This window comes from Sulfurospirillum sp. MES, from assembly GCF_000789415.1.
Lineage (GTDB): Bacteria > Campylobacterota > Campylobacteria > Campylobacterales > Sulfurospirillaceae > Sulfurospirillum > Sulfurospirillum cavolei.
Genome location: NZ_JSEC01000008.1, coordinates 1 through 19,952, shown reverse-complemented (window position 1 = coordinate 19,952; position 19,952 = coordinate 1). Strand labels below are relative to the sequence as shown.

General features: G+C 45.6%; 21 protein-coding genes. 16 read left to right on the top strand and 5 right to left on the bottom strand.

The features are described 5' to 3' along the window. Positions 1-105: 105 nt before the first annotated feature. The 4 genes from OA34_RS13765 (at position 106) to OA34_RS10180 (ending at position 3,697) form a co-directional block, all read left to right on the top strand. Complete coding sequence (locus tag OA34_RS13765) at positions 106-414, top strand: hypothetical protein (protein ID WP_286682981.1); 309 nt, start codon at positions 106-108, stop codon at positions 412-414. Between the two features lie 13 nt (positions 415-427). Next, entirely contained in the window at positions 428-1,987 is a 1,560-nt protein-coding gene (locus OA34_RS10190; RefSeq protein ID WP_286682980.1) for a methyl-accepting chemotaxis protein, read from the top strand. 93 nt (positions 1,988-2,080) lie between these two features. Next, the gene (gene thiE, locus OA34_RS10185; protein WP_039674998.1) at positions 2,081-2,701 is read left to right on the top strand and encodes a thiamine phosphate synthase; all 621 of its coding nucleotides are present in this window, start codon (positions 2,081-2,083) and stop codon (positions 2,699-2,701) included. Between the two features lie 9 nt (positions 2,702-2,710). Beyond that, positions 2,711-3,697 (top strand): acyltransferase family protein, encoded by a 987-nt coding sequence (locus tag OA34_RS10180; protein WP_039674996.1) that lies wholly within the window; start codon positions 2,711-2,713, stop codon positions 3,695-3,697. Between the two features lie 19 nt (positions 3,698-3,716). Here OA34_RS10180 and trhA read toward each other — a convergent pair whose 3' ends face one another. Next, on the bottom strand, positions 3,717-4,358 hold the full coding sequence (gene trhA, locus OA34_RS10175; protein ID WP_039674994.1) for a PAQR family membrane homeostasis protein TrhA: 642 nt from the start codon (positions 4,356-4,358) through the stop codon (positions 3,717-3,719). A gap of 81 nt (positions 4,359-4,439) precedes the next feature. On the opposite strand from trhA, the gene OA34_RS10170 reads away from it, so the two are divergent. The 5 genes from OA34_RS10170 (at position 4,440) to OA34_RS10150 (ending at position 8,944) form a co-directional block, all read left to right on the top strand. Next, positions 4,440-5,432: an SPM autocatalytic domain-containing protein gene (locus OA34_RS10170; RefSeq protein WP_039674992.1), complete on the top strand. Its 993-nt coding sequence runs from the start codon at positions 4,440-4,442 to the stop codon at positions 5,430-5,432. A 40-nt stretch (positions 5,433-5,472) separates the two neighbouring features. Next, positions 5,473-6,099: a LysE family translocator gene (locus OA34_RS10165; RefSeq protein ID WP_039674990.1), complete on the top strand. Its 627-nt coding sequence runs from the start codon at positions 5,473-5,475 to the stop codon at positions 6,097-6,099. A gap of 153 nt (positions 6,100-6,252) precedes the next feature. Further along, the gene (locus OA34_RS10160) at positions 6,253-6,996 is read left to right on the top strand and encodes a (Fe-S)-binding protein (protein ID WP_039674988.1); all 744 of its coding nucleotides are present in this window, start codon (positions 6,253-6,255) and stop codon (positions 6,994-6,996) included. Then, positions 6,993-8,360, top strand: coding sequence for a lactate utilization protein B (locus OA34_RS10155; RefSeq protein ID WP_039674986.1), 1,368 nt, complete (start codon positions 6,993-6,995; stop codon positions 8,358-8,360). The genes OA34_RS10160 and OA34_RS10155 overlap by 4 nt, the downstream gene beginning before the upstream one ends. After that, positions 8,357-8,944: a LutC/YkgG family protein gene (locus OA34_RS10150; protein ID WP_039674983.1), complete on the top strand. Its 588-nt coding sequence runs from the start codon at positions 8,357-8,359 to the stop codon at positions 8,942-8,944. The genes OA34_RS10155 and OA34_RS10150 overlap by 4 nt, the downstream gene beginning before the upstream one ends. A gap of 151 nt (positions 8,945-9,095) precedes the next feature. Here OA34_RS10150 and OA34_RS10145 read toward each other — a convergent pair whose 3' ends face one another. Then, on the bottom strand, positions 9,096-10,001 hold the full coding sequence (locus tag OA34_RS10145; RefSeq protein ID WP_039674981.1) for a DMT family transporter: 906 nt from the start codon (positions 9,999-10,001) through the stop codon (positions 9,096-9,098). Between the two features lie 81 nt (positions 10,002-10,082). On the opposite strand from OA34_RS10145, the gene OA34_RS10140 reads away from it, so the two are divergent. Beyond that, positions 10,083-10,727 (top strand): GDSL-type esterase/lipase family protein, encoded by a 645-nt coding sequence (locus tag OA34_RS10140; protein WP_039674979.1) that lies wholly within the window; start codon positions 10,083-10,085, stop codon positions 10,725-10,727. Positions 10,728-10,735: 8 nt separating this feature from the next. Next, on the top strand, positions 10,736-12,274 hold the full coding sequence (locus tag OA34_RS13760; RefSeq protein ID WP_286682979.1) for a transporter substrate-binding domain-containing protein: 1,539 nt from the start codon (positions 10,736-10,738) through the stop codon (positions 12,272-12,274). On the opposite strand, the gene OA34_RS10130 is transcribed toward OA34_RS13760, so the two are convergent. Beyond that, a complete protein-coding gene (locus tag OA34_RS10130) occupies positions 12,263-12,934 on the bottom strand; it encodes a response regulator transcription factor (RefSeq protein ID WP_039674977.1) in 672 nt (223 codons plus the stop codon). The genes OA34_RS13760 and OA34_RS10130 overlap by 12 nt on opposite strands. Positions 12,935-13,230: 296 nt before the next feature. Between OA34_RS10130 and cstA the strand changes: the two genes are divergently transcribed. The 3 genes from cstA to OA34_RS10115 all read left to right on the top strand — a co-directional run bounded on the left by cstA (position 13,231) and on the right by OA34_RS10115 (position 16,747). Then, positions 13,231-15,354, top strand: a complete 2,124-nt coding sequence (cstA, locus tag OA34_RS10125; protein ID WP_039674975.1) for a pyruvate/proton symporter CstA — start codon at positions 13,231-13,233, stop codon at positions 15,352-15,354. A gap of 97 nt (positions 15,355-15,451) precedes the next feature. Next, positions 15,452-15,649, top strand: coding sequence for a YbdD/YjiX family protein (locus OA34_RS10120; protein ID WP_039674973.1), 198 nt, complete (start codon positions 15,452-15,454; stop codon positions 15,647-15,649). A 78-nt stretch (positions 15,650-15,727) separates the two neighbouring features. After that, positions 15,728-16,747 carry a CobW family GTP-binding protein gene (locus OA34_RS10115; protein ID WP_039674971.1) on the top strand — a complete coding sequence of 340 codons (1,020 nt, stop codon included), beginning with the start codon at positions 15,728-15,730 and terminating at the stop codon, positions 16,745-16,747. A gap of 25 nt (positions 16,748-16,772) precedes the next feature. On the opposite strand, the gene OA34_RS10110 is transcribed toward OA34_RS10115, so the two are convergent. Beyond that, the gene (locus OA34_RS10110; protein ID WP_039674969.1) at positions 16,773-17,033 is read right to left on the bottom strand and encodes a hypothetical protein; all 261 of its coding nucleotides are present in this window, start codon (positions 17,031-17,033) and stop codon (positions 16,773-16,775) included. A 164-nt stretch (positions 17,034-17,197) separates the two neighbouring features. On the opposite strand from OA34_RS10110, the gene OA34_RS10105 reads away from it, so the two are divergent. Together OA34_RS10105 and OA34_RS10100 are read left to right on the top strand one after the other, a co-directional pair. Further along, entirely contained in the window at positions 17,198-19,009 is a 1,812-nt protein-coding gene (locus OA34_RS10105) for a DUF294 nucleotidyltransferase-like domain-containing protein (RefSeq protein ID WP_039674967.1), read from the top strand. 1 nt (position 19,010) lies between these two features. Then, positions 19,011-19,622, top strand: coding sequence for a 3'-5' exonuclease (locus OA34_RS10100; protein WP_039674965.1), 612 nt, complete (start codon positions 19,011-19,013; stop codon positions 19,620-19,622). A gap of 15 nt (positions 19,623-19,637) precedes the next feature. Here OA34_RS10100 and OA34_RS13755 read toward each other — a convergent pair whose 3' ends face one another. Further along, positions 19,638-19,766 (bottom strand): hypothetical protein, encoded by a 129-nt coding sequence (locus tag OA34_RS13755; protein ID WP_286682978.1) that lies wholly within the window; start codon positions 19,764-19,766, stop codon positions 19,638-19,640. Positions 19,767-19,952 lie beyond the last annotated feature (186 nt).

The window sequence follows — 19,952 nt, the reverse complement described above, 5'->3', positions numbered from 1 at the left end:
AACGGTTACGCCTATTATGGGCAAAAAGTGAGCAATTGAGGGTAAAATATGAGGACTATTTTAGCCTATAATGTCACGCAACGAGATCACAAGAGAGGAAATTATATGTCGTTTAAGATCAAAATAATTCTCGGTATTGCCGTTTTAATGTTTCTAAGTTTGAGTCTGTTTAGTTTGATCAGCTATTTGGATACGAAAAAAAACAGCGTTATACAAATTGAAAGCAGTTTAAGCATGGCGTCTCGATCGCTGACGGATTTCATCGACAGTTGGGCGTCGGGTAAAAAAAGCACCATGGAGAGTACGGCACGCTATTTGACGGACGTCGAGATTATGGATAGCTTACAAATTCGCACGATTTTGCAAGAGACGACGAAGACTTTGGGGGGGATTCGATACGACGGTAGGGCTTGAAGACGGAAGCGCGATGACGGGAAGCGGAACCAAGTTGCCCGAGGGATACGATCCGAGGGTGCGCGAGTGGTACAAGAGCGTCAAAGCTTCGGGAAAATCGGGCGTAACGGATGCGTATATCGATGCGACGACCCAAAAATTGGTCGTTTCGGTGATGGCACCGATTTTTAAAGATAAAACCTTCGTCGGAGCGGTTATTTTAGATATTTCGCTCGATGCGCTCACCCAAGCGATCGCCAACATTAATTTCAACGGCGGTTTCGGGATGCTAACGGATACCAAAGGTATTTTTATCGCGCACCCAAATTCCACTATGCTCGGAAAAGAGCTGAAAAGTACGGCACCTTCTATCGCCGAGGCGGTTCGTGCCAAAAACGAAGGACTGGTCGAATACGACGATAAAGGTTCTTCAAAAATCTTTGCGTTCAAAACGTCTAAAGAGACGGGATGGCTACCCGCGATTAGTTTCGATAAACAGGTCGCTTACGCTTTTTTAGACACGCAAGTCAAAGAGTTGGCATTGCTCGGGCTTGTGATGTTGGCGTTGAGCGTCGCAACGATGATCGTGCTGATTCGTATCTTGCTTCGCCCCGTCGATCGGCTCAATGCGGTCGTGGAGGAGCTTTCATCGTCTCAAGGCGACTTGCGCCATCGCTTACATGTCGATTCTAACGACGAATTTGCGGTCGTATCGCGTAATATTAACGCTTTTATCGAAAAGTTGCACGACATCGTCAAAAAGTCCAAAGCAATCAGCAATGAAAACGCTTCGATTTCGGAAGAGCTTTCACGTACGGCGTTGGAAGTCGTCCGCAACGTCGAGACCGAATCCAAAATAACGGAAAATACGAAAAAAGAGGGCATTGCTCTGGTCAAAAGCCTTGAAAATTCCGTCGCCAAAGCGCAAGATTCGCAAGAGGCATTGAGTCGTACGCAGCACGATATCGTCGAAGTCAAAGAGCAAGTCGAACAACTCGAAGATACGATGCGAACGACGGCAAGCAAGGAACAAAACCTTGCCGAAAGACTTAACACGGTTAGCCACAACGCCAACGAGGTCAAAGAGGTGCTCAATATTATCCGCGATATTGCCGACCAGACCAACCTTTTGGCGCTCAATGCCGCGATTGAAGCCGCTCGGGCGGGAGAACACGGAAGAGGGTTTGCCGTCGTTGCCGATGAGGTGCGAAAACTAGCAGAACGCACGCAAAAAAGCTTGGTCGAAATCGATGCGACGATCAACGTCGTGGTACAATCCATCATGGATGCGAACACCGACATTGCGCAAAACGTGCATGAAGTACAAGCCCTCGCCGTCGTGACGGAAAATCTGCAAAAGGGGATGAATAACGTCTCGGAAATTATTCATTCGACGATCGCACAAAGCCGCGATACGGTGAACGATTTTATCGGTACATCCGACAAGATCAAGCACATCGTCGTCGAAATCGAAAAGATTAACGCGATTTCAAAAGAAAACGTCGCTAGCATCGATAATGTTTCGCAAGCAAGCGATCATTTGCATGCGATGACCGAAAATCTCAATAACGAGCTTAGCAAGTTTCGCTCGTAACGTTTTGAACGCTTTTGCCCGAGCCGTGTCGCAAAGCTTGGGCAATTTAAGGTTTTATCTGTACAATCTCTTTTAAAAACGCAAGAGGTTTGCATGATCAATAAATCCCTTTTAAACGGACTTTACGTCTTAACGGACGCTACGTTGACTCCCGAAGAGACGATTTTAGAGCAAATGGAGCGCGTGTTAAAATGCGGCGTCAAAGTGATTCAATACCGCGACAAATACGCAAGCGACGAAGCGGCGGAAAAAACATGCCGTCGCCTTCAAGCTCTGTGCGATCTTTACGAAGCGGTTTTCATCATAGACGATCGTTTGGAATTGGCGCATCGCATCAACGCGGACGGCTTACATGTCGGGCAAGACGACGTGAGTTACGAAGAAGCAAGGGCACTTTTGGGAAACGATAAAATCATAGGTATATCGTGTTACGGCGATATTGCACGAGCGCTTCATTATGCTTCGCTGGGAGCAGATTACGTCGCGTTCGGTTCGTTTTTTCCCTCTCCGACGAAGCCAAACTCTATCGTTGTTCCGCATACCGTGCTCGGTGAAGCCAAAAAGGTCATTAACGTACCGATTTGCGCTATCGGCGGTATCACTCCCGACACGATTCCCCTTTTACGTTCCTACGACATCGCGATGTATTCGGTGATCAGTGCCGTGTATAAAAACGATACGATAGAGGAAAATATCGCACGTTTATTACCGTAAGGAGAAAGAATGGTCTTGGGCAAATTTGACGTTTCGATTACCAATGCGAGTAAAGGTATGGCGTTGATGCTGATTTTGTGGCATCATCTTTTTTACGAACATCCCGAAGAGGGATGGGTTGTTTATCAAACCGCCTTATTGGCCAAAGTATGTGTCGGTATTTACGTGGTTTTAAGCGGTTTTGGGCTGGCAGAGTCGGTCAAGAAAAAGGGGCTAGAACTCGCGTCGTTTTACAAGCGTAGGGTGTTGAAGCTCTATATGAACTATTGGTTGATCGCACTTTTATTCGTTCCGATCGGTGTTTGGTTTATGGGCAGAACCTTAGAGGGCGTTTACGGACATGCTTACATGCAAGGTTTGTTGCTGCAAATGCTCGGGCTTCACATGTTTACGTGGGTCGGTTACGGGTACAACGCGACGTGGTGGTTTATGAGCCTTATTATCGTTTTATACGCTCTCTTTCCTCTCGTCTATTTTTTGACGCAAAAATTTCATCTATGGTTTTTAGCCCTATGCGCCCTTTTGCTCTTTGTGCCGATTCCATTGGTAAACGATTGGATTTTTCCGTTTGCGACGGGCGTTTACCTTTCTCAAACCGACGGGTTTTTGAAGATAATCGTACGGTTGGATCGATTGGGGAAAAAACGGTTCGTTTTATTAGCCGTTTTAACGGTATTTGTCGCGTGGTATCGCCAAAACGGCTATCTTTTCGATAGCGTCAGAGCCGATACGTTTTTTGCGATTTTACTGATCTTGTGGACGACGGAATGGATAGCAGTCTCTGCTTGGGCAAAAAAAGCGTTCGAATTTATCGGCGTGCATTCGTTCAATATCTTTTTATTTCACACGTTTATTTATTACTACTATTTTCCCGATTTCATTTATGCTTTTCACTATCCCGTCATTATTTTTGCGGTGCTTTTGGGAATTTGTTTGATCCTTTCGGTAGGAATCGAGACGCTGAAAAAGTGGATAGGATTTGATAAGTTGCTTTAGAATAGCCCTTTTTTAAGGGTTATTCTCGAATGAGCGACAAGACGGCGAAAAAATGAAAAATCGATCCGCCTAAGACAAAAAAATGCCAAATGGCGTGGCTAAAGAAGCGTTGCTTTTGTATGTAAAAACCGATGCCGAGCGTGTAAATAATTCCTCCGATCAACAGCAAAACCAAAGGAAGCGTCGAAAGATTCGCCATGAGCGGTTTGATCGCGACGACGACCATCCATCCCATCAGTGCGTAAAGGATAACCGCCAAAAGGTGAAAACGACCCGGAAAGAGAATTTTCAGTGCCGTGCCGAAAAGCGCAATACCCCACGAGATGCCAAAAAGCGTCCACCCCCATGAGCCTTGAATGCCCAAAAGACATACGGGCGTATACGTTCCGGCAATCAGAACGTAAATGGCGCAATGATCGAATTGTCGCAAAACGGCTTTGATCGAAGGAAACGATACGGCATGGTAAAGCGTCGAAGCACCGTACATAACGATCAAGGCGATACCGAAGACGATCGCACTGGCAATTTTGGCACCTTCACCGCTTTGGGCGGCAAAAACGCATAAAAGCGTTAATGCGCTGACGCTTAACAAAAGTCCTACTCCGTGGCTAATACTGTGCCATATCTCTTCTTTTTGAGAGTAGCTTCGTGTCGGTTGCATCGTAAACTCCTTATTGTATGCTTTAATTATACCTCGATTCGGTCGATTTAGTTCTCAAAAGCTATTTGGGGGCAAAAAGCTATGCGTATTACATCATCGTCGCTCAACGTACAAAGTTACCATGAAGAGTTGCAAAGCAGTACGGTCGTAAGGCATATCGACGATACGCACGTACAAACATTGACGCAAAACAACGAATCGGAAAACTTAACGCTTCAGGCGACGGGAAGTATCAAAACGCAAACGGGGGCGGTTCTCGATATTGCATTACACAGTACGTTATCGCGTAAAGATCGTTACGAAGCTTTCACGGTACAATCGTTGGGTGCACTCGTCGATCCTTTGGTTATCAATCTGGAAGGCGGGCTTGCCCGTATCGATTTATCGAAAACGTTTTTATTTGATCTTAACGGTGACGGAAATCAAGAAGAAATTGCTCTTTTGGGTCGCAATAACGGCTTTTTAGCATGGGATAAAAACGAAAACGGCATCATTGACGAAGGAAGTGAACTTTTTGGTACGAAAAGCGGCGACGGTTTTGCCGACTTATCCGCGCATGACGAAGACGCAAACGGTTGGATCGATGAAAACGATACTATCTTTTCCAAATTAAAAATTTGGCAGAAAAGTGCCGTACAAGACAATCTTATCTCCTTAAATCAAGCACAAGTCGGTGCATTATTGCTTGAAAGTACGGATGCGCCGTTTCGGTACAAAAACGGTGCAACGACCGATGCGTTGTTACAAAAAAGCGGTGTCGTTTTGTTTGAAAACGGTACGGCAGGTTGGATGTCACATGTAGATTTTGCGATCAAAAATACTCAAACGCAAGCATCCGACGAACAAGAAGCAAAAACGCCCGTCGGCTCAAGTATGATTTTACAAAAGGCACAAGAGTCCTCTTCCTCTTCCGATCTCAATAAAGGTCTTCTTTCCGCTTTAAAAAATCGACTCAAAATGCTTGAAAAAAAACTTGCCAAAGCTCATGATCCGGTCGAAAAAAGCGACATTATGGTGCAGATGCTCAAAATTTCGATGCAAATTGCGCAATTAGGCGGTTTATCTAAGGCGTGAGTCGGTACAATTTCGTATCTTACATGTAAAGGAAAAGCTCATGCTTGATCTTCAAACGATCGCAATGTTTATCACGGCTTCGACGCTTTTAGCCCTTGCGCCGGGACCTGATATTTTATTTGTTTTAACACAGTCGATGAGTCAAGGCAGTCGCAGCGGCATTGCCATCGCGTTAGGGCTTTGTAGCGGTCTGATTTTTCATACGACGGCGGTTGCTTTGGGCGTTGCGGTGATCTTTCAGACCTCTTTACTTGCTTTTACGCTTTTAAAAATGATCGGTGCGGCGTATTTGCTTTATTTGGCGTTTATGGCGTTCAAAGATGCAAGCAAAAGCAAACTGGAAACCGACAAAACGCCTATACGTTTAGTTTCGCTCTACAAACGCGGCATTTTTATGAACATTACCAACCCTAAAGTTTCCATTTTTTTCTTAGCCTTTTTACCCCAATTTACGCGTCCGGAAGCGGGAAACGTCACGGGACAAATCTTTATGCTCGGTGCTTTGTTTATGCTCAGTGCTTTTGTCGTCTTCTTTTTCGTCTCTTTACTCGCAGGTCGCGTCGGTCAATGGTTTGCTCAGACCAAAAACGGGGAGAAAATACTCAATCGCGTTGCCGGAACGATTTTTGCCGCACTTGCCTTTAAATTAGCGTTCACGTCGCGATGAGCCGCGTTAAACTTATCGCCGTTATCCTAGCACTCGTTTCGGGGGTGTTACTTATCGAAATCTTTTTACAAAATCTTTTAGGCTCGTAAGAAATATCATACGTTTGTTTGTCTTCGGTGTTAGGATAATCCCAAAACGACTTTGGAGCAAACGATGAAAATAGGTCTTTTTATCCCCTGTTTTATGAATGAGTTATACCCTGAAGCTTCGATGGCAACGCTGAAGGTGCTAGAGAACTTGGGGTTGGATGTGGAATATCCATTAAACCAAACCTGTTGCGGACAAGCACAAGCCAACACAGGCTGTGCGAAAGAGACCGCTGTTCTAGCCGAACGCTTTTTGAGTATCTTCAAAGACTATGACTACATCGTCGCTCCTAGCGGCAGTTGTGTCAGCATGGTGCGTCATAATTACGCCCAGTTTTTAGAAGGACGCGAGGGTTTTGAGCGTATGCGTTCACACACTTATGAACTTATCGAGTTTTTACACGATGTCATTAAACCTACCTCTATGAATGCTACATTTTCTCACAAAGTGGGCATCCACAACAGCTGTCATGCTCACAGAGAACTTGGCATGGCGAGTATGAGTGAGAAGAATGTACCCGAATTTTCCAAGATCAAAAATTTACTCGACAAAGTAGAGGGCATTAGCTACTCTGAACTCACCCGCAAAGATGAGTGTTGTGGTTTTGGAGGAACGTTTGCAGTCTCCGAAGAGGCGATGAGTACGGCGATGGGACGCGCACGTTTGCAAGACCATCTAGACGCTGGCAGTGAGTACATCACCGGTGTGGATATGTCGTGTTTGATGCACATGCAAGGCTTGATCGATCGCGAAAAAATGCCGCTTAAAACGATCTATATCGCTCAAATTTTAGCAGGAGACGTCCAATGAGCCACCCAGAACTTGCCGAAAAATTTGCCGCAAATGTTGAGCGTATGAAATGGCACGACAAAGCGCTCTGGTTTGTTCGTGTCAAACGAGACAACCAATCCAAAAGTTTAGACGAATGGGAAGAGCTTCGCAACACCGCCGATAAGATCAAAGCCCACACGCTCTCACATCTGGATGAATACCTTGAGCAGTTTGAGAAAAACGCTTTAGCTCGTGGTATTCGTGTGCATTGGGCGAAAGATGCGAAAGAGCACAATGAGATCGTTTTAGACATCTTACGCTCTAATGGTGCGAAGATGATCGTCAAAAGCAAATCCATGCTCACCGAAGAGTGTCATCTCAACCCTTACTTGGAAGAGCACGGCATTGAAGTGGTGGACACCGACTTAGGCGAGCGCATCGTCCAACTTCGTAAAGAGCCACCTTCTCACATCGTTCTTCCAGCGATTCACCTCAAAAAAGAGGACGTGGGAACAACCTTTGAGAAGTTTTTGAGCACCCAAAAAGGCAATGCCGACCCGACCTATTTAACACGTGCCGCACGCGCGCATTTGCGTGAGAAATTTGTGGGAGCGGACGCGGCGATGACCGGTGTCAATTTTGCCATCGCTGAAACGGGTGGCATCGTGGTTTGTACGAATGAGGGCAATGCCGACTTGGGTGCGAGTTTACCCAAGCTTCACATCGCGTGTATGGGCATTGAAAAGATCATCCCACGGTTGAAAGACCTGAGCATCTTTACACGCCTTTTAGCCAGAAGTGCAACGGGTCAACCAGTGACAACGTATACGTCGCATTATCACGGTGCGGTTGAGGGCGGACAGATGCACATCGTCATCGTCGATAACGGAAGAAGCAAAATTCTTTCTGATAAACGCTACATCAAATCGCTTCAATGCATTCGTTGTGGAGCGTGTTTAAATACGTGTCCGATTTACCGAAGAAGCGGTGGGTACAGTTACGGTTACGTCATCCCTGGACCCATCGGTTCAACGTTGGCTCCGAGTCGCGATCTTAAAAAATACTACAGCTTACCGTTTGCTTGCTCACTCTGTTTCTCCTGCTCCAACGTCTGCCCCGTCAAAGTGGATTTGGCTGATCAGCTCTACTTAAAACGTCAAGATGTGGTCGATGCGGGTTACTTAAGCCCCATCAAACACAATGCACTGAAGATGGCGACATGGCTGATGTGCCGTCCGAAACTGATGGATTTTGCTGGGTTTATGGCACGAAAAATGGTACCTCTTTTACCACGTGCACTTGTCTATTCCAAATTCAACCTTTGGGGCAAAAACCGAGAGTTACCGCCATTCCCCAAAAACAGTTTTAAAGAACTTTACAAAGCAAAAAAGGGTATCAAATGAGTTCACGCGAAGCTATTTTAAAAGCCATTAAAGAGGCGAAGCCTCACGATGAGAGCGCTTTACCCGAAGTCAATATTTTGCATACGACTTATGCGAACTTGAATGAAAAATTTGCAACAACGCTCGCAGGCGTGGGTGGAAATGCCGTGCAGTTGACCTCTTTAGCCGAAATCGACAGTTACATCAAAGAGCATTATGCCGAAGCGACGGTCATCGTCTCAACGGTAGAGGGTTTACATGTAGGCACGAAAGAGCTGGGCGCAACCGATGATCCGCATACGCTTAAAGACGTTGATCTTGCGATCATCAAAGGTGAATTTGCCGTCGCCGAAAACGGTGCGGTGTGGGTTAAAGAAGCTGATGCAAGACACCGAGCACTTTATTTTATCGCTCAAAAGTTGATGATCGTCGTGCCCAAAGGCGAAGTCGTGCATACGATGCATGAAGCCTACACGAGGGTTTGTTTTGACGACAAAGATCTCTTTGGCATCTTCATCAGCGGACCGTCTAAAACAGCCGACATCGAACAGTCTTTGGTCATCGGAGCCCATGGCGCCACTGAGGCATGCGTGGTGTTTATTTAATTTTAATCTTAACACGCTCTGGGAGCAAAGCCCCCAGAGCTACGTTAACACTGGGTTTCCTTCGGCAGGAAGCCCGCGCACCTTGGGTGCTTTTCTTCTTGCAAAATTGATTTTGCAAGAAATCTCTTCCTAATCTTTTTACATGTAACGTCTAAAGTAGTTTCTCTTTTGCGCGAAAACGGGGGAGTTGAGAGACGATGATGCCTCCAAAAATCACAAAGCTTGCCATCATTTCGGTTTGAGAGAGCACTTCGCCTAAGAAGACGTATGCCAAAAGAACGGTGAAAACGGGGATGAGATTGACAAAGACTGAAGCGCGTGATGCTTCGATGCGACCTAGAGCAAGGTTGAACATGCCATACCCTCCTAGGGTTACGACAATGCCCAAGTAACACAACCAACCCACTGCTTCTGCTGAAATAGTAAGTGGCACGCCCCACGACTCCCAGATGGCTAAGGGAAAGAAGAAAATTGTGCCGACAAAGGCTTGAACCGCGGTCAAAAAGAGGGCAGAGAAGCGTTGGCTTAAGTAGCGCACCGAGATGGCGTACCATGTTCCACAGACCATTGCACAAAATTCTAAAAAGTTACCTAAGAGTGGGTTGGTCGCGTGCTCACTGCTTTGAGCACTAAGACTCAACCAAACCGCACCAATGACCGCCAGAGCAGAGCCGATAACAACACGTTTACTGAGGTACTCTTTGAGCACAAAACTCGCCGCGATCGCGGTCATCAACGGCATCATGGAGGTGATCATACCTGCTTGGGACGCGGTGGTGAGTTGCAAGGCTTTGGCTTCAAAAATGAAGTAGAGGCAGGGTTCAAAAAAGGTCAATAGTAAGATGTATTTGATGTCGTGCTTGGTGAATTCGTAGGTTCGAAACTGCTTGATAAAGTAGACAAAACAGAGGCTAGCAATCGCCATACGACCAAACATCGCACTCATCGGTCCCATAACGCCCAGCACGGCTTTAAGCGCGATAAATGAGCTTGCCCACGTAAGCATGGCGATGAGTAGAAAACCAATACCGATCAAATCAATAGAGTTGTGTTTCATAATTATGGTACTTTCAAAAAAAATGAGAGCTATTCTAGCTAAGAGTTGCTAAAACAAGCGACAACACGTTACAATAAAGCTATGGAACTCTTTACCTTACGCAATTTCATCATCATTTTAGCTCTGATCGTCGGCATTGAGGTATACCGTTCTTCCCACGATCGAAATACGATGAGCCTCTCGTTGCCGCTCAATACGAAAATAGTTGCTTTTGGAGATAGTCTAACCCAAGGATACGGCGTTTTGCCTGAGCAAAGTTACCCTGCCGTACTTGCCGAGCTTTTACATGTGGATGTCGTGAACGAAGGCGTCTCGGGCGAAATGAGCGCGCAAGGCTTGGCGCGACTCTCTAGCGTTTTGGATCGCACGCAACCCGATATTTTGGTCTTGTGCCACGGCGGAAACGACCTCTTGTGCCAAAGTGACGTACGCCAAACCAAAGCCAACATAAGCGCGATGGTAAAATTGGCGCACGATAGGGGCATTTACGTGCTTTTGGTCGGCGTTGCTACGTTGGATATTTTGCGCTTTAGCGTGCCGTCTTATTATTACGACATTGCAAAAGAACGTTCGCTGGTAATCGAAGACGAAAGTTTGAAAGCGATTCAGGAAAACGAAATGCTTCGCGGCGATGCCGTGCATCCCAATGCCCAAGGCTACGCACTGATGGCGGAGAAAATCGCTCTTTTATTGAGCGAACATTACATCCCTTCCTTACGCCCATGAAAGCTTACATGTGGCTTTTATGCCTTGCCTCAATACTCTATGCCGGCAATGCGCATATTACGCTCAGCGAAGAGGAGCAACGCTATATCTTATCGCACCGCGATATTAAAGTGTGTACCAACCCTTCTTTAATGCCTTTTGAGGTTTTAACTCCGGAGGGAAACCACGAGGGTATCGGAGCCGATCTTTTGAGTCTGGTCTCCGGACGCGTAGGGCTGAACGTCAAAATCATACAAACGTACACGTGGGAAGATAGCCTCGAAAAAGCTAAAGACGCTCAATGCGACATCGTCAGTTTGATCAGCCAAACACCTGAACTTGATACGTGGCTACTGTTTAGCGATCCGATTTTAGTCGATAAAAACGTCTTGATTACGACCGATACGCACAGTTTTATCGGCGATCTTAAATCCATTCCGAGCGGTACTCTAGCACTGCCCAGAGGGTCGCCGCTGTTTGCGAAAATCGAAAAAGAATTTCCGCACGTGACGCTTTTTACGGTCGCCAGCGAGAGCGACGCTTTGGTGTTGGTCGCCAATAAACAAGTCGATATGACGATCAAGCCTTTTGCGCTGGTGGCGTATCAGATTAAGCAACAAGGGTTTTTCAATCTCAAAATCGGAGGGCACGTCGAGGGCATCGATACGATTTTTCGTATCGGCATCACGGGGAACAATACGATCTTGCGCGATATTCTCAATAAAGGTATTCAAAGCGTTTCGTTACGCGAAAAAGAGATGATCGTCAATCGTTATATCCCTTCCATCGTTCAACAACCCCTGCGTAAGGAAGTGTGGTACTTTTTCGGAACGATCGGGTTGATCGTGAGTATGATTTTGTTATGGAACTACATGTTACGCAAAGAGGTTAAAAAAGCGATTGCGCAAAACGTCGAAAACCAAAAATTGATGATGCAACAATCGAAAAAAGCGGAACTCGGGGAGATGATCGGCAATATTTCGCATCAATGGCGAGAGCCGCTTTCAAGCCTTAGCGGCGTTAATTTAATGTTGATCGGTTTGATGGAACACGACAAAGAGATTCAAAAAGAGTTTTTATACGCTCAACTCAAAAAAGTTGAGCAAACGCTCGATTTTATGTCGCAAACGATGCAGAATTTTTTAGAGTTTTACAAACCCTCGACGCTGCTACAACACTTTAACGTGTACGAATCGATCGAACAAACACTTTCTTTAATCGAAACGCATTTGCTTGAGGGCAACATTACGGTGAACATTCAAGGCGACGAGACGAAAGTGCTTTACGGCATTAAAAACGAATACATGCAAATTTGGCTCAATATCTTAAACAATGCGATTCATGCGTTCAAACGCTCTAGCGTGGACGATAGGCGAATTCGCGTGATGATTTTAGACGAAGAAGTACGCATTTGCGATAACGCGCGGGGACGTATCGACGAGAGGGAACTGAACAAAGGCGTCGGACTTCCGATGTGCAGGCGTATTTTAGAAAAGTACCGCCAAAAACTTCTCTTTCAGAATACTCAAGATGGCGTTTGCATTCAAATCGTGCTTTCAAATACCTAAACGGTAGCCGCTTTCGGCGACGGTATGGATAAACTGTTTGCCGATTTTTTTGCGTAGGCGCATGATGAAATTGGCAATCGCCCCCTCACTCACCTCTTCATAATCCCAAACCGAAGCCAACAGCATATCCTTGGTTACGATTTGGTGCGCGTTTTCGATGAGAAGAGAGAGAAAAAGCGTCTCTTTTTTGCTCAGCTCGATCAGCACTCCGCCTTTAGGATGAAAAGTTTGGTTTTGTCGGTCGAATACGTCTCCGTTTTTAAGCACGATCGTTTCGTTTTTGAAAAAAGCTCCGGCACATTTTTCCAAAGAGGCGACGAAGTCTTTGTAGGTAATCGGTTTTAAAAGATAGGCGGTGAGGTTGAGCGGAATCGCACGAAATAAAAACTCTTCGTTTTTGTTGCCGCTTAAGACGATGATCGGAATAGTTGTTTCGATTTTTCTCACTTCCTCGATAAAATTTAACCCGTTTTCATTGTTGAGTTTGATGTCGCAAATGATCAAATCGACCCTTTGCGACGCAAAGGTTTCGCGTGCGCTTTGAAGGTCTTTACAGTGGTAAATCGTTTGGACGAAAAGGGCTAAAAGCGTCATAAAGTTTTGCGCGAAATCATCGTTGTCTTCGACAAATAAAACGTTTTTTGTTTTTAAAAGCTCCACGCGTCTTGTCCTTTTTTTTACGTGAATTATAGCGTTGTGTTTGTAATAACTTCCTGATGACGCTAGCAAAAATGACGAGGGGCTTTGGCGTCGTTTTATCATAGAAATCACGAATAAATCACAAAAATTTTTGTATACGATGAGATTAATGAGATGCTTACGTACTACAATGAGCAGGAAAGTAAAGTGAATGATGCCAAAAAAGATTTTTTTGTTGCAAAACGTATCAAAAAAATAGATAACTTTACTTAATAGATTACTAAACGCTACACAAACTTACCTAAGGGAGGTACATTATGACAGCTAGCAGTTCCGGCGCGACCGGAAAGATTGCTTGGTTTTTCGTTGCGATACTCGGTGCTATTGCGTTAGGCTATATCGCGCTTAATCGCGGCGAGACGATTAATGCCATGTGGATATTAACCGCCGCCGTGTGTGTTTATTTGATCGGCTATCGCTATTACAGCCTTTACATTGCCGATAAAGTCTTAAAAGCCGACGGCACGCGTATGACACCCGCCTTTCGTCATAACGACGGATTGGACTACGTTCCGACCAATAAAGTGATTTTGTTCGGACACCATTTCGCGGCCATCGCGGGAGCAGGTCCTTTGGTCGGTCCGGTTTTAGCGGCGCAATTGGGATATTTACCCGGAATGCTTTGGCTTTTAGCCGGTGTCGTTTTGGCCGGAGCGGTTCAAGACTATATCGTGCTTTTCGTATCGACTAGACGCGATGCGCGTTCTTTGGGCGAACTCGTCAAAATGGAGATGGGAACGGTTCCGGGCATTATCGCTTTGATTGCGTGCTTTATGATTATGATCATAATCTTGGCCGTTTTGGCGATGGTCGTCGTTAAAGCCTTAACGCACAGTCCTTGGGGTACGTTTACGGTTGCCTTTACGATTCCTTTAGCGATCTTTATGGGTATTTACCTACGCTTTATTCGCCCCGGTCGTATTTTGGAAATTTCACTCGTCGGTTTCGTGGGATTGATCGCGGGTATTATGCTCGGCGGACAAGTTGCGGCAAGCCCGACTTGGGCACCTTATTTCGATCTTAGCGGCGTTGCGTTGACATGGTCGTTGATCGCTTACGGTTTTATCGCGTCGGTTCTTCCCGTATGGTTGCTGTTAGCACCTCGCGATTACCTTTCCACTTTCTTAAAAATCGGAGCAATCGTCGGTCTTGCGATCGGTATCGTTTTATTGATGCCCGATATGAAAATGCCGGCAATGACTAAGTACGCTTTTGGCGATCACGGTCCGGTATGGACGGGTAGTTTATTTCCGTTCTTGTTTATCACGATTGCGTGCGGCGCGGTATCGGGTTTCCACGCATTGATCTCTTCGGGTACGACGCCTAAAATGTTGGCAAACGAGAAAGAGGCGCGTTTGATCGGTTACGGCGGTATGTTGATGGAATCTTTCGTCGGTATGATGGCGTTGATCTCTGCTTCGATTATCGATCCGGGCGTTTACTTTGCGATGAACTCTCCTTTGGCGGCACTCAATCCAAGCGGTTTAGCCGATGTTGCGGCGGCGGCAAGTGCTACGGTTAGCAATTGGGGCTTTGTCGTCACTCCCGACGTTTTAACGAACATCGCGGCAGACGTAGGCGAGAAAAGCATCGTATCGCGTGCGGGCGGCGCACCGACTTTGGCGGTGGGTATGGCTCAAATCATTCACGGAGCACTCGGCGGTTTAGGTTCGATGTCGTTTTGGTATCACTTCGCGATTTTATTTGAAGCGCTTTTCATTTTAACGTCCGTCGATGCGGGTACGCGTGCGGCTCGTTTTATGTTGCAAGACCTTTTAGGTTTGATCAATCCGACGCTTAAACGTACCGACTCGTTGTTTGCCAATCTTTTGGCGACGGCTCTTGTAGTTATGGCATGGGGTTATTTCCTTTACGTGGGCGTTGTCGATCCTTTGGGCGGTATCAATACCTTGTGGCCGCTTTTCGGTATTACCAATCAAATGTTGGCGGGAATTGCCTTGATGTTATGTACGGTTGTTCTTTTCAAAAAGAAAGAGCAAATGTACGCATGGGTTACCATCGTTCCTTCCACATGGCTTGTCATTTGTACGATGAGTGCGGGTTGGTACAAAGCGTTTAGTAGCGATCCTGCGATCGGTTTTTTCGCAAAAGCGAACCAACTCTCGTCTTTGCTTGCAAGCGGTAATTTTAAACCCAATGCGGTTTTCAAATCGCAAGAAGCGGTTGAACGCGTTATCTTTAACAATCAAATCGACGGATTTTTGATCGTATTTTTTATGATCGTCGTCGTCGTGATGATTTTCTTTACGGTTCAAGCATGCCTTAAGGCACTTAAATCCGATAAAGATACGGCGGTTGAAGTCCCTTATACACCTTTGCCTGCCAACGCGGAAGATATTTTACGCGGTGCGGTTCACTAAAATTCTTGCAAAATGCGTTTTGCGGGAACTTGATTCAATCAATATAAAACTCAAGAGGGCTTTTGAGCCTTCTTGAGCCTTTTACCAAGGAGGCAAAATGTTTGACAAACTCGCCAAAGCCGGTAAATACCTTGGACAAGCCGCTCGTCAAATGGTCGGAGTCCCCGATTATGATATTTACGTCCAACATATGAAAGTAACCCATCCGGATGAAAAACCGATGAGTTACGAAGAGTTTTATAAAAATCGCGTTGAGGCACGTTACGGCGGTAAAAACGGTATGAGTCGTTGCTGATAAAAGAACAAGGCTCTAAGTTAGAGCATACATCCTCTTTTAAAGCGCGTTTTGAGTAATGATCGATAAGGAAAAAGTATGGAAACGGATAAAAAACTTTTTGTGACGATTTTAACGGGATTTTTAGGTTCGGGTAAAACGACGCTGATTAATTACTTATTGGAGCAATCCAAAAACGAGCGTATTGCCATTATCGAAAACGAGTTCGGTGCGGTGGGCGTCGACGGAGCGTTGTTAAAAAGCAGCCCCGACGTCGAGATCGTGGAACTAAGCAACGGATGCGTCTGTTGTTCGATTCGCGGCGAATTGACCGAAGCGTTAAAAGGGATATTGGATAAAATGGATCAAGGACTCTTTCAAGCCGATCGTTTAATCTTAGAAACGACGGGCTTGGCGGACCCTGCACCGATTATTCAGACATTTTTCGTAGACGAGACGATTCGTGAACGTATTCGTTTGGATGCGGTCATTACGCTTGTCGATGCGATTCATTGTCTCAAACAGCTTGACGAACATCGCGTATGTGCTTCGCAAATCGGTTTTGCCGATCGCATTATCTTAACCAAAGCCGATTGTGTCGACGAGGCTCAAAAACAGAGTGTTTTGGAACGTTTGGCGTCTATCAATTCAAAAGCGGAGATTTTCGAGGCTTACCGAGGCGTTTTACCTAAAGAGGTTTGGATCGGTATCGGCGCGTTTGAGTTAAGCGACGCGCTTAAAATCAACCAAGGCGTTTACGAAGTCAAAGACGCTCAAAATATTCGTTTCAAATCGTTTAGTGCTTCCAAACCGACACGCTCGTTTAACGACGACATCGAGTCGTACGTGTTTCGTGCCGAGAAGCTCGACTTGACGCGTATCGGTGCATTTATGGAAGCTTTGATCGAAGAATGGGGCAATGACATGTTACGATACAAAGGCGTTTTGGCGATTCAAGACGAACCCAAGCGTTTAATCGTCCAAGGCGTACACAAAGTCGTCGGTTTTGACTACGGCTCGGAATGGGGCGAGGAAGAGGCGACTTCGCTTTTGGTCGTTATCGGGCGTAAAATTCCTTATGAACGTTTAGCGGAAAAATTTCAAGCGTGCGGCGCGTAGCGTAGCACCGAAATCTCGTAAGCGTTTAGCGACTTTCCTTCACGCGTGCGATCAGTGCTTGAAGGTACTGCTCCGCTAAAGTTTGCATCTCTTCTCCCGAGAGGCTCAACGCGGAGTCTTTGGTCGGAATATTGTGCCATAAGACGGCAAACTGCGTACAGGTTTTAAACAGCTCTTCGGGACTCATTTTCACTAAAATAGCAACGACTTCTTGAGGCAGGTTTTTAGGGTCGAGTTGATGCAACGCCCTAATACCGGCTAAAAATTTTTCTAAAACAGGGTGCACGCGTGTTCCTTTTTTTGTGTGCAATTATGCCACATTTCGCTAAGAAGCATCTAAAAAGAGCCTACATGTAAGAGCCTTTTGCTCCTCTTCACGTTACAATCACGTTACTGCAAAATGGATTTGCAAGACGACGAACACCTATTTTGACATGTAAAGGCGTGAAGATGAGTATGTACGATTTGGAAGCGTTTTTACGCTCGATCTATCCGTTTGGGCTTTTAAGCAAAAAAGAGATGTCCGGCGTCATCGCTTCGGTGAACATCGCTTACTACAAAAAAGAGACGCTTTTGCTCTCGCCCTCGCTCAATGCCGAATTTTTATACGTCGTTATCAAAGGCGAAGTCGGCGAATACCAAGAAGAGGAGCTGGTCAAAGTTTACGGCAAATCCAGCTCGTTCGATGCGGACGCCTTGATCTACGGTAAAAGCGAGAGCCATTTTAAGGTTTTGGAAGAGCTGATTTGCTACGAGTTGAAAAAAGAGGATTTTTTAGCACTTTTGGACAGCAACGCCGCGTTTAAAGCCTATTACATTCAAGGTCTTGCTAACAAAATACAATCCGCTAAGCAAAAAGAGTATACGACCGAGCTCTCCGGTTTTATGATGGCACGCGTGCACGATAGCTACTTACACGAACCCACCGTCGTCGAAACGGAGTGCGCGATTATGAATGCTTTACGCCAAATGGAAGCCAAAAAAAGCAGTTGCATCGTCGTGCGAAGCGCGCAAGGGTACGGCATCGTGACCGATAGCGTCATCAGACGACACGTGCTTTTTGAAGGATACGACAAAGAAGCAAGCATCGGACCGATTGCGCTTTTTCCGATGATTACGATTGAGGCGGACGATTATCTCTTTAACGCGCTTTTAATGTTTACCAAACATTCGATTAAACGGCTCGTCGTGACTAAAAACGGCGAGATCGTCGGGATTTTGGAGCAGTTGGATTTACTGAGCTATTTTGCCAATCACAGCTATTTGGTTGCGGTACAAATCCGCAAGGCGACAACTTTTGAAGAGCTGAAACAAGCGAGTTTGGACGTGACGAGTATTGTCAAAAAACTTCACGCTAAAGGTACGAAAGTCGATTATATCGCCAAATTGATTTCGGAAATTCATGAAAAAATCTACGAAAAGCTCTACCATATGATCGTTCCGGAAGCTTTGGCGCAGAAGGCGTGTTTGATCGTGATGGGAAGTGAAGGTCGAAAAGAGCAGATGCTCAAAACCGATCAAGACAACGCACTCATCATTGCCGAAAAAGAGGATGCGGAAGCATTTGTGCCTTACATGCAGCGGTTTAACGAAGTTTTGATCGATTTTGGATTTCCTAAATGCGAGGGAAATATCATGGTTTCCAATCCGTACTGGCGTAAATCTTTAGGAGAATACGAAAAAGAGATCGTGCGGTGGCTTGACGCGCCGAATATGGAAGACGTCATGAATATGGCGATTTTCGTCGACAGTATCGCCGTTGCGGGTGAGCGTCGTTTGCTGGCGCACTTGAAACGCAAACTCTATGAAGGCGTTGAAGGACAAAGCCCGCTTTTAGCCAATTTTGCTAAACCGGCGGTAGCGTTTGAAACGCCTATCGGTATCTTCGCGCATCTAATTGCCGAAGACAACCGCATCGACGTCAAAAAAGGAGGTATTTTCCCGATCGTTCACGGGATCCGCAGTTTGGCGTTGGAGTACAAAATCGAAGCGACCGATACCGTGACGCGCATTAAAAAACTTGCCAAAGAAGAGGTTTTCGACGCCAATTTTGCCTCAACCCTCATCGAAGCTTTGGATACTTTTTTAAGCTTGCGTTTGAAAGAGCGTTTGGAGCGAAGCGATGATGCGCCTTCTGACAATTTGATTCGCATTGAAAAGCTCAATCAACTCGAACTCGAACTTTTAAAAGACAGTTTCAAGATCGTCAATACCTTTAAAAAGTTTTTGACGCACCATTTTAAATTGTCGTTGGTGAGTTAACATGTGGGAAAAATGGCTGCGTTATCGTAACGCTCAAAAGCTCAAAGACGAGCGGTATCGGTTTTTGTTCGACGCGCCCCCTTTGGACGAAGTCGTGGTTTTCGATACCGAAACGACGGGGCTTAACCCTAAAAAAGACGAGATTCTCTCCATCGGTGCGGTCATCGTCAAAGAGAATAAAATTTTAACATCGCAAAAGTTTGAGCTTTTCGTTAAACCCAGCCGTGAGATTAACGAAGCGAGCATTAAAATCCACCAAATCCGCAATATCGATCTGGAAAATGGCATCGACCCACACGCGGCGATAGAGCTGTTTTTGCACTTCATCGGTGCTCGCCCGCTGGTGGGGTATTACCTTGAGTTTGACATGAAGATGATCCACAAATACATTAAACCGTGGCTGGGCATCACCTTACCCAACCCCCAAACCGAAGTCTCAGGACTCTATCACGACAAAAAGATCAAATTCATCCCCGATGGCATTATCGACCTACGTTTTGACGTGATGATGAACGATCTAGGACTCCCCATTTTCGGCAAACACGACGCGCTAAATGATGCGGTGATGACGGCAATGATGTATATTAAACTTCGGAATATCGAGAGGGTGTAAGATTACATGTAAAGATTAATCTTTAGCCGCAGACCCTAATTCTTTCCCTTTTTTTGTCAGTTCAAGCACTTTTTCAGCAAGCCCAAGTGTGTTTTCATGAGATTCTTGTTTGGAATAAACTTTTGAAAGAGGGTCTTCTAGCATTTTCTCAATCGTTGGTAAAATAAATGCGGTATCTATCTTATCGCCTATATAAGGTTTTAACTCAACTTTCGCATATAGATTCCACTAAATTCATGAACTAAAGTTGATAAACAAAGCCCATAAATAGGTACTTTTTAATATAATTACGTTACCACTAACATCATTATAAAAGGTCTATCTTATGGA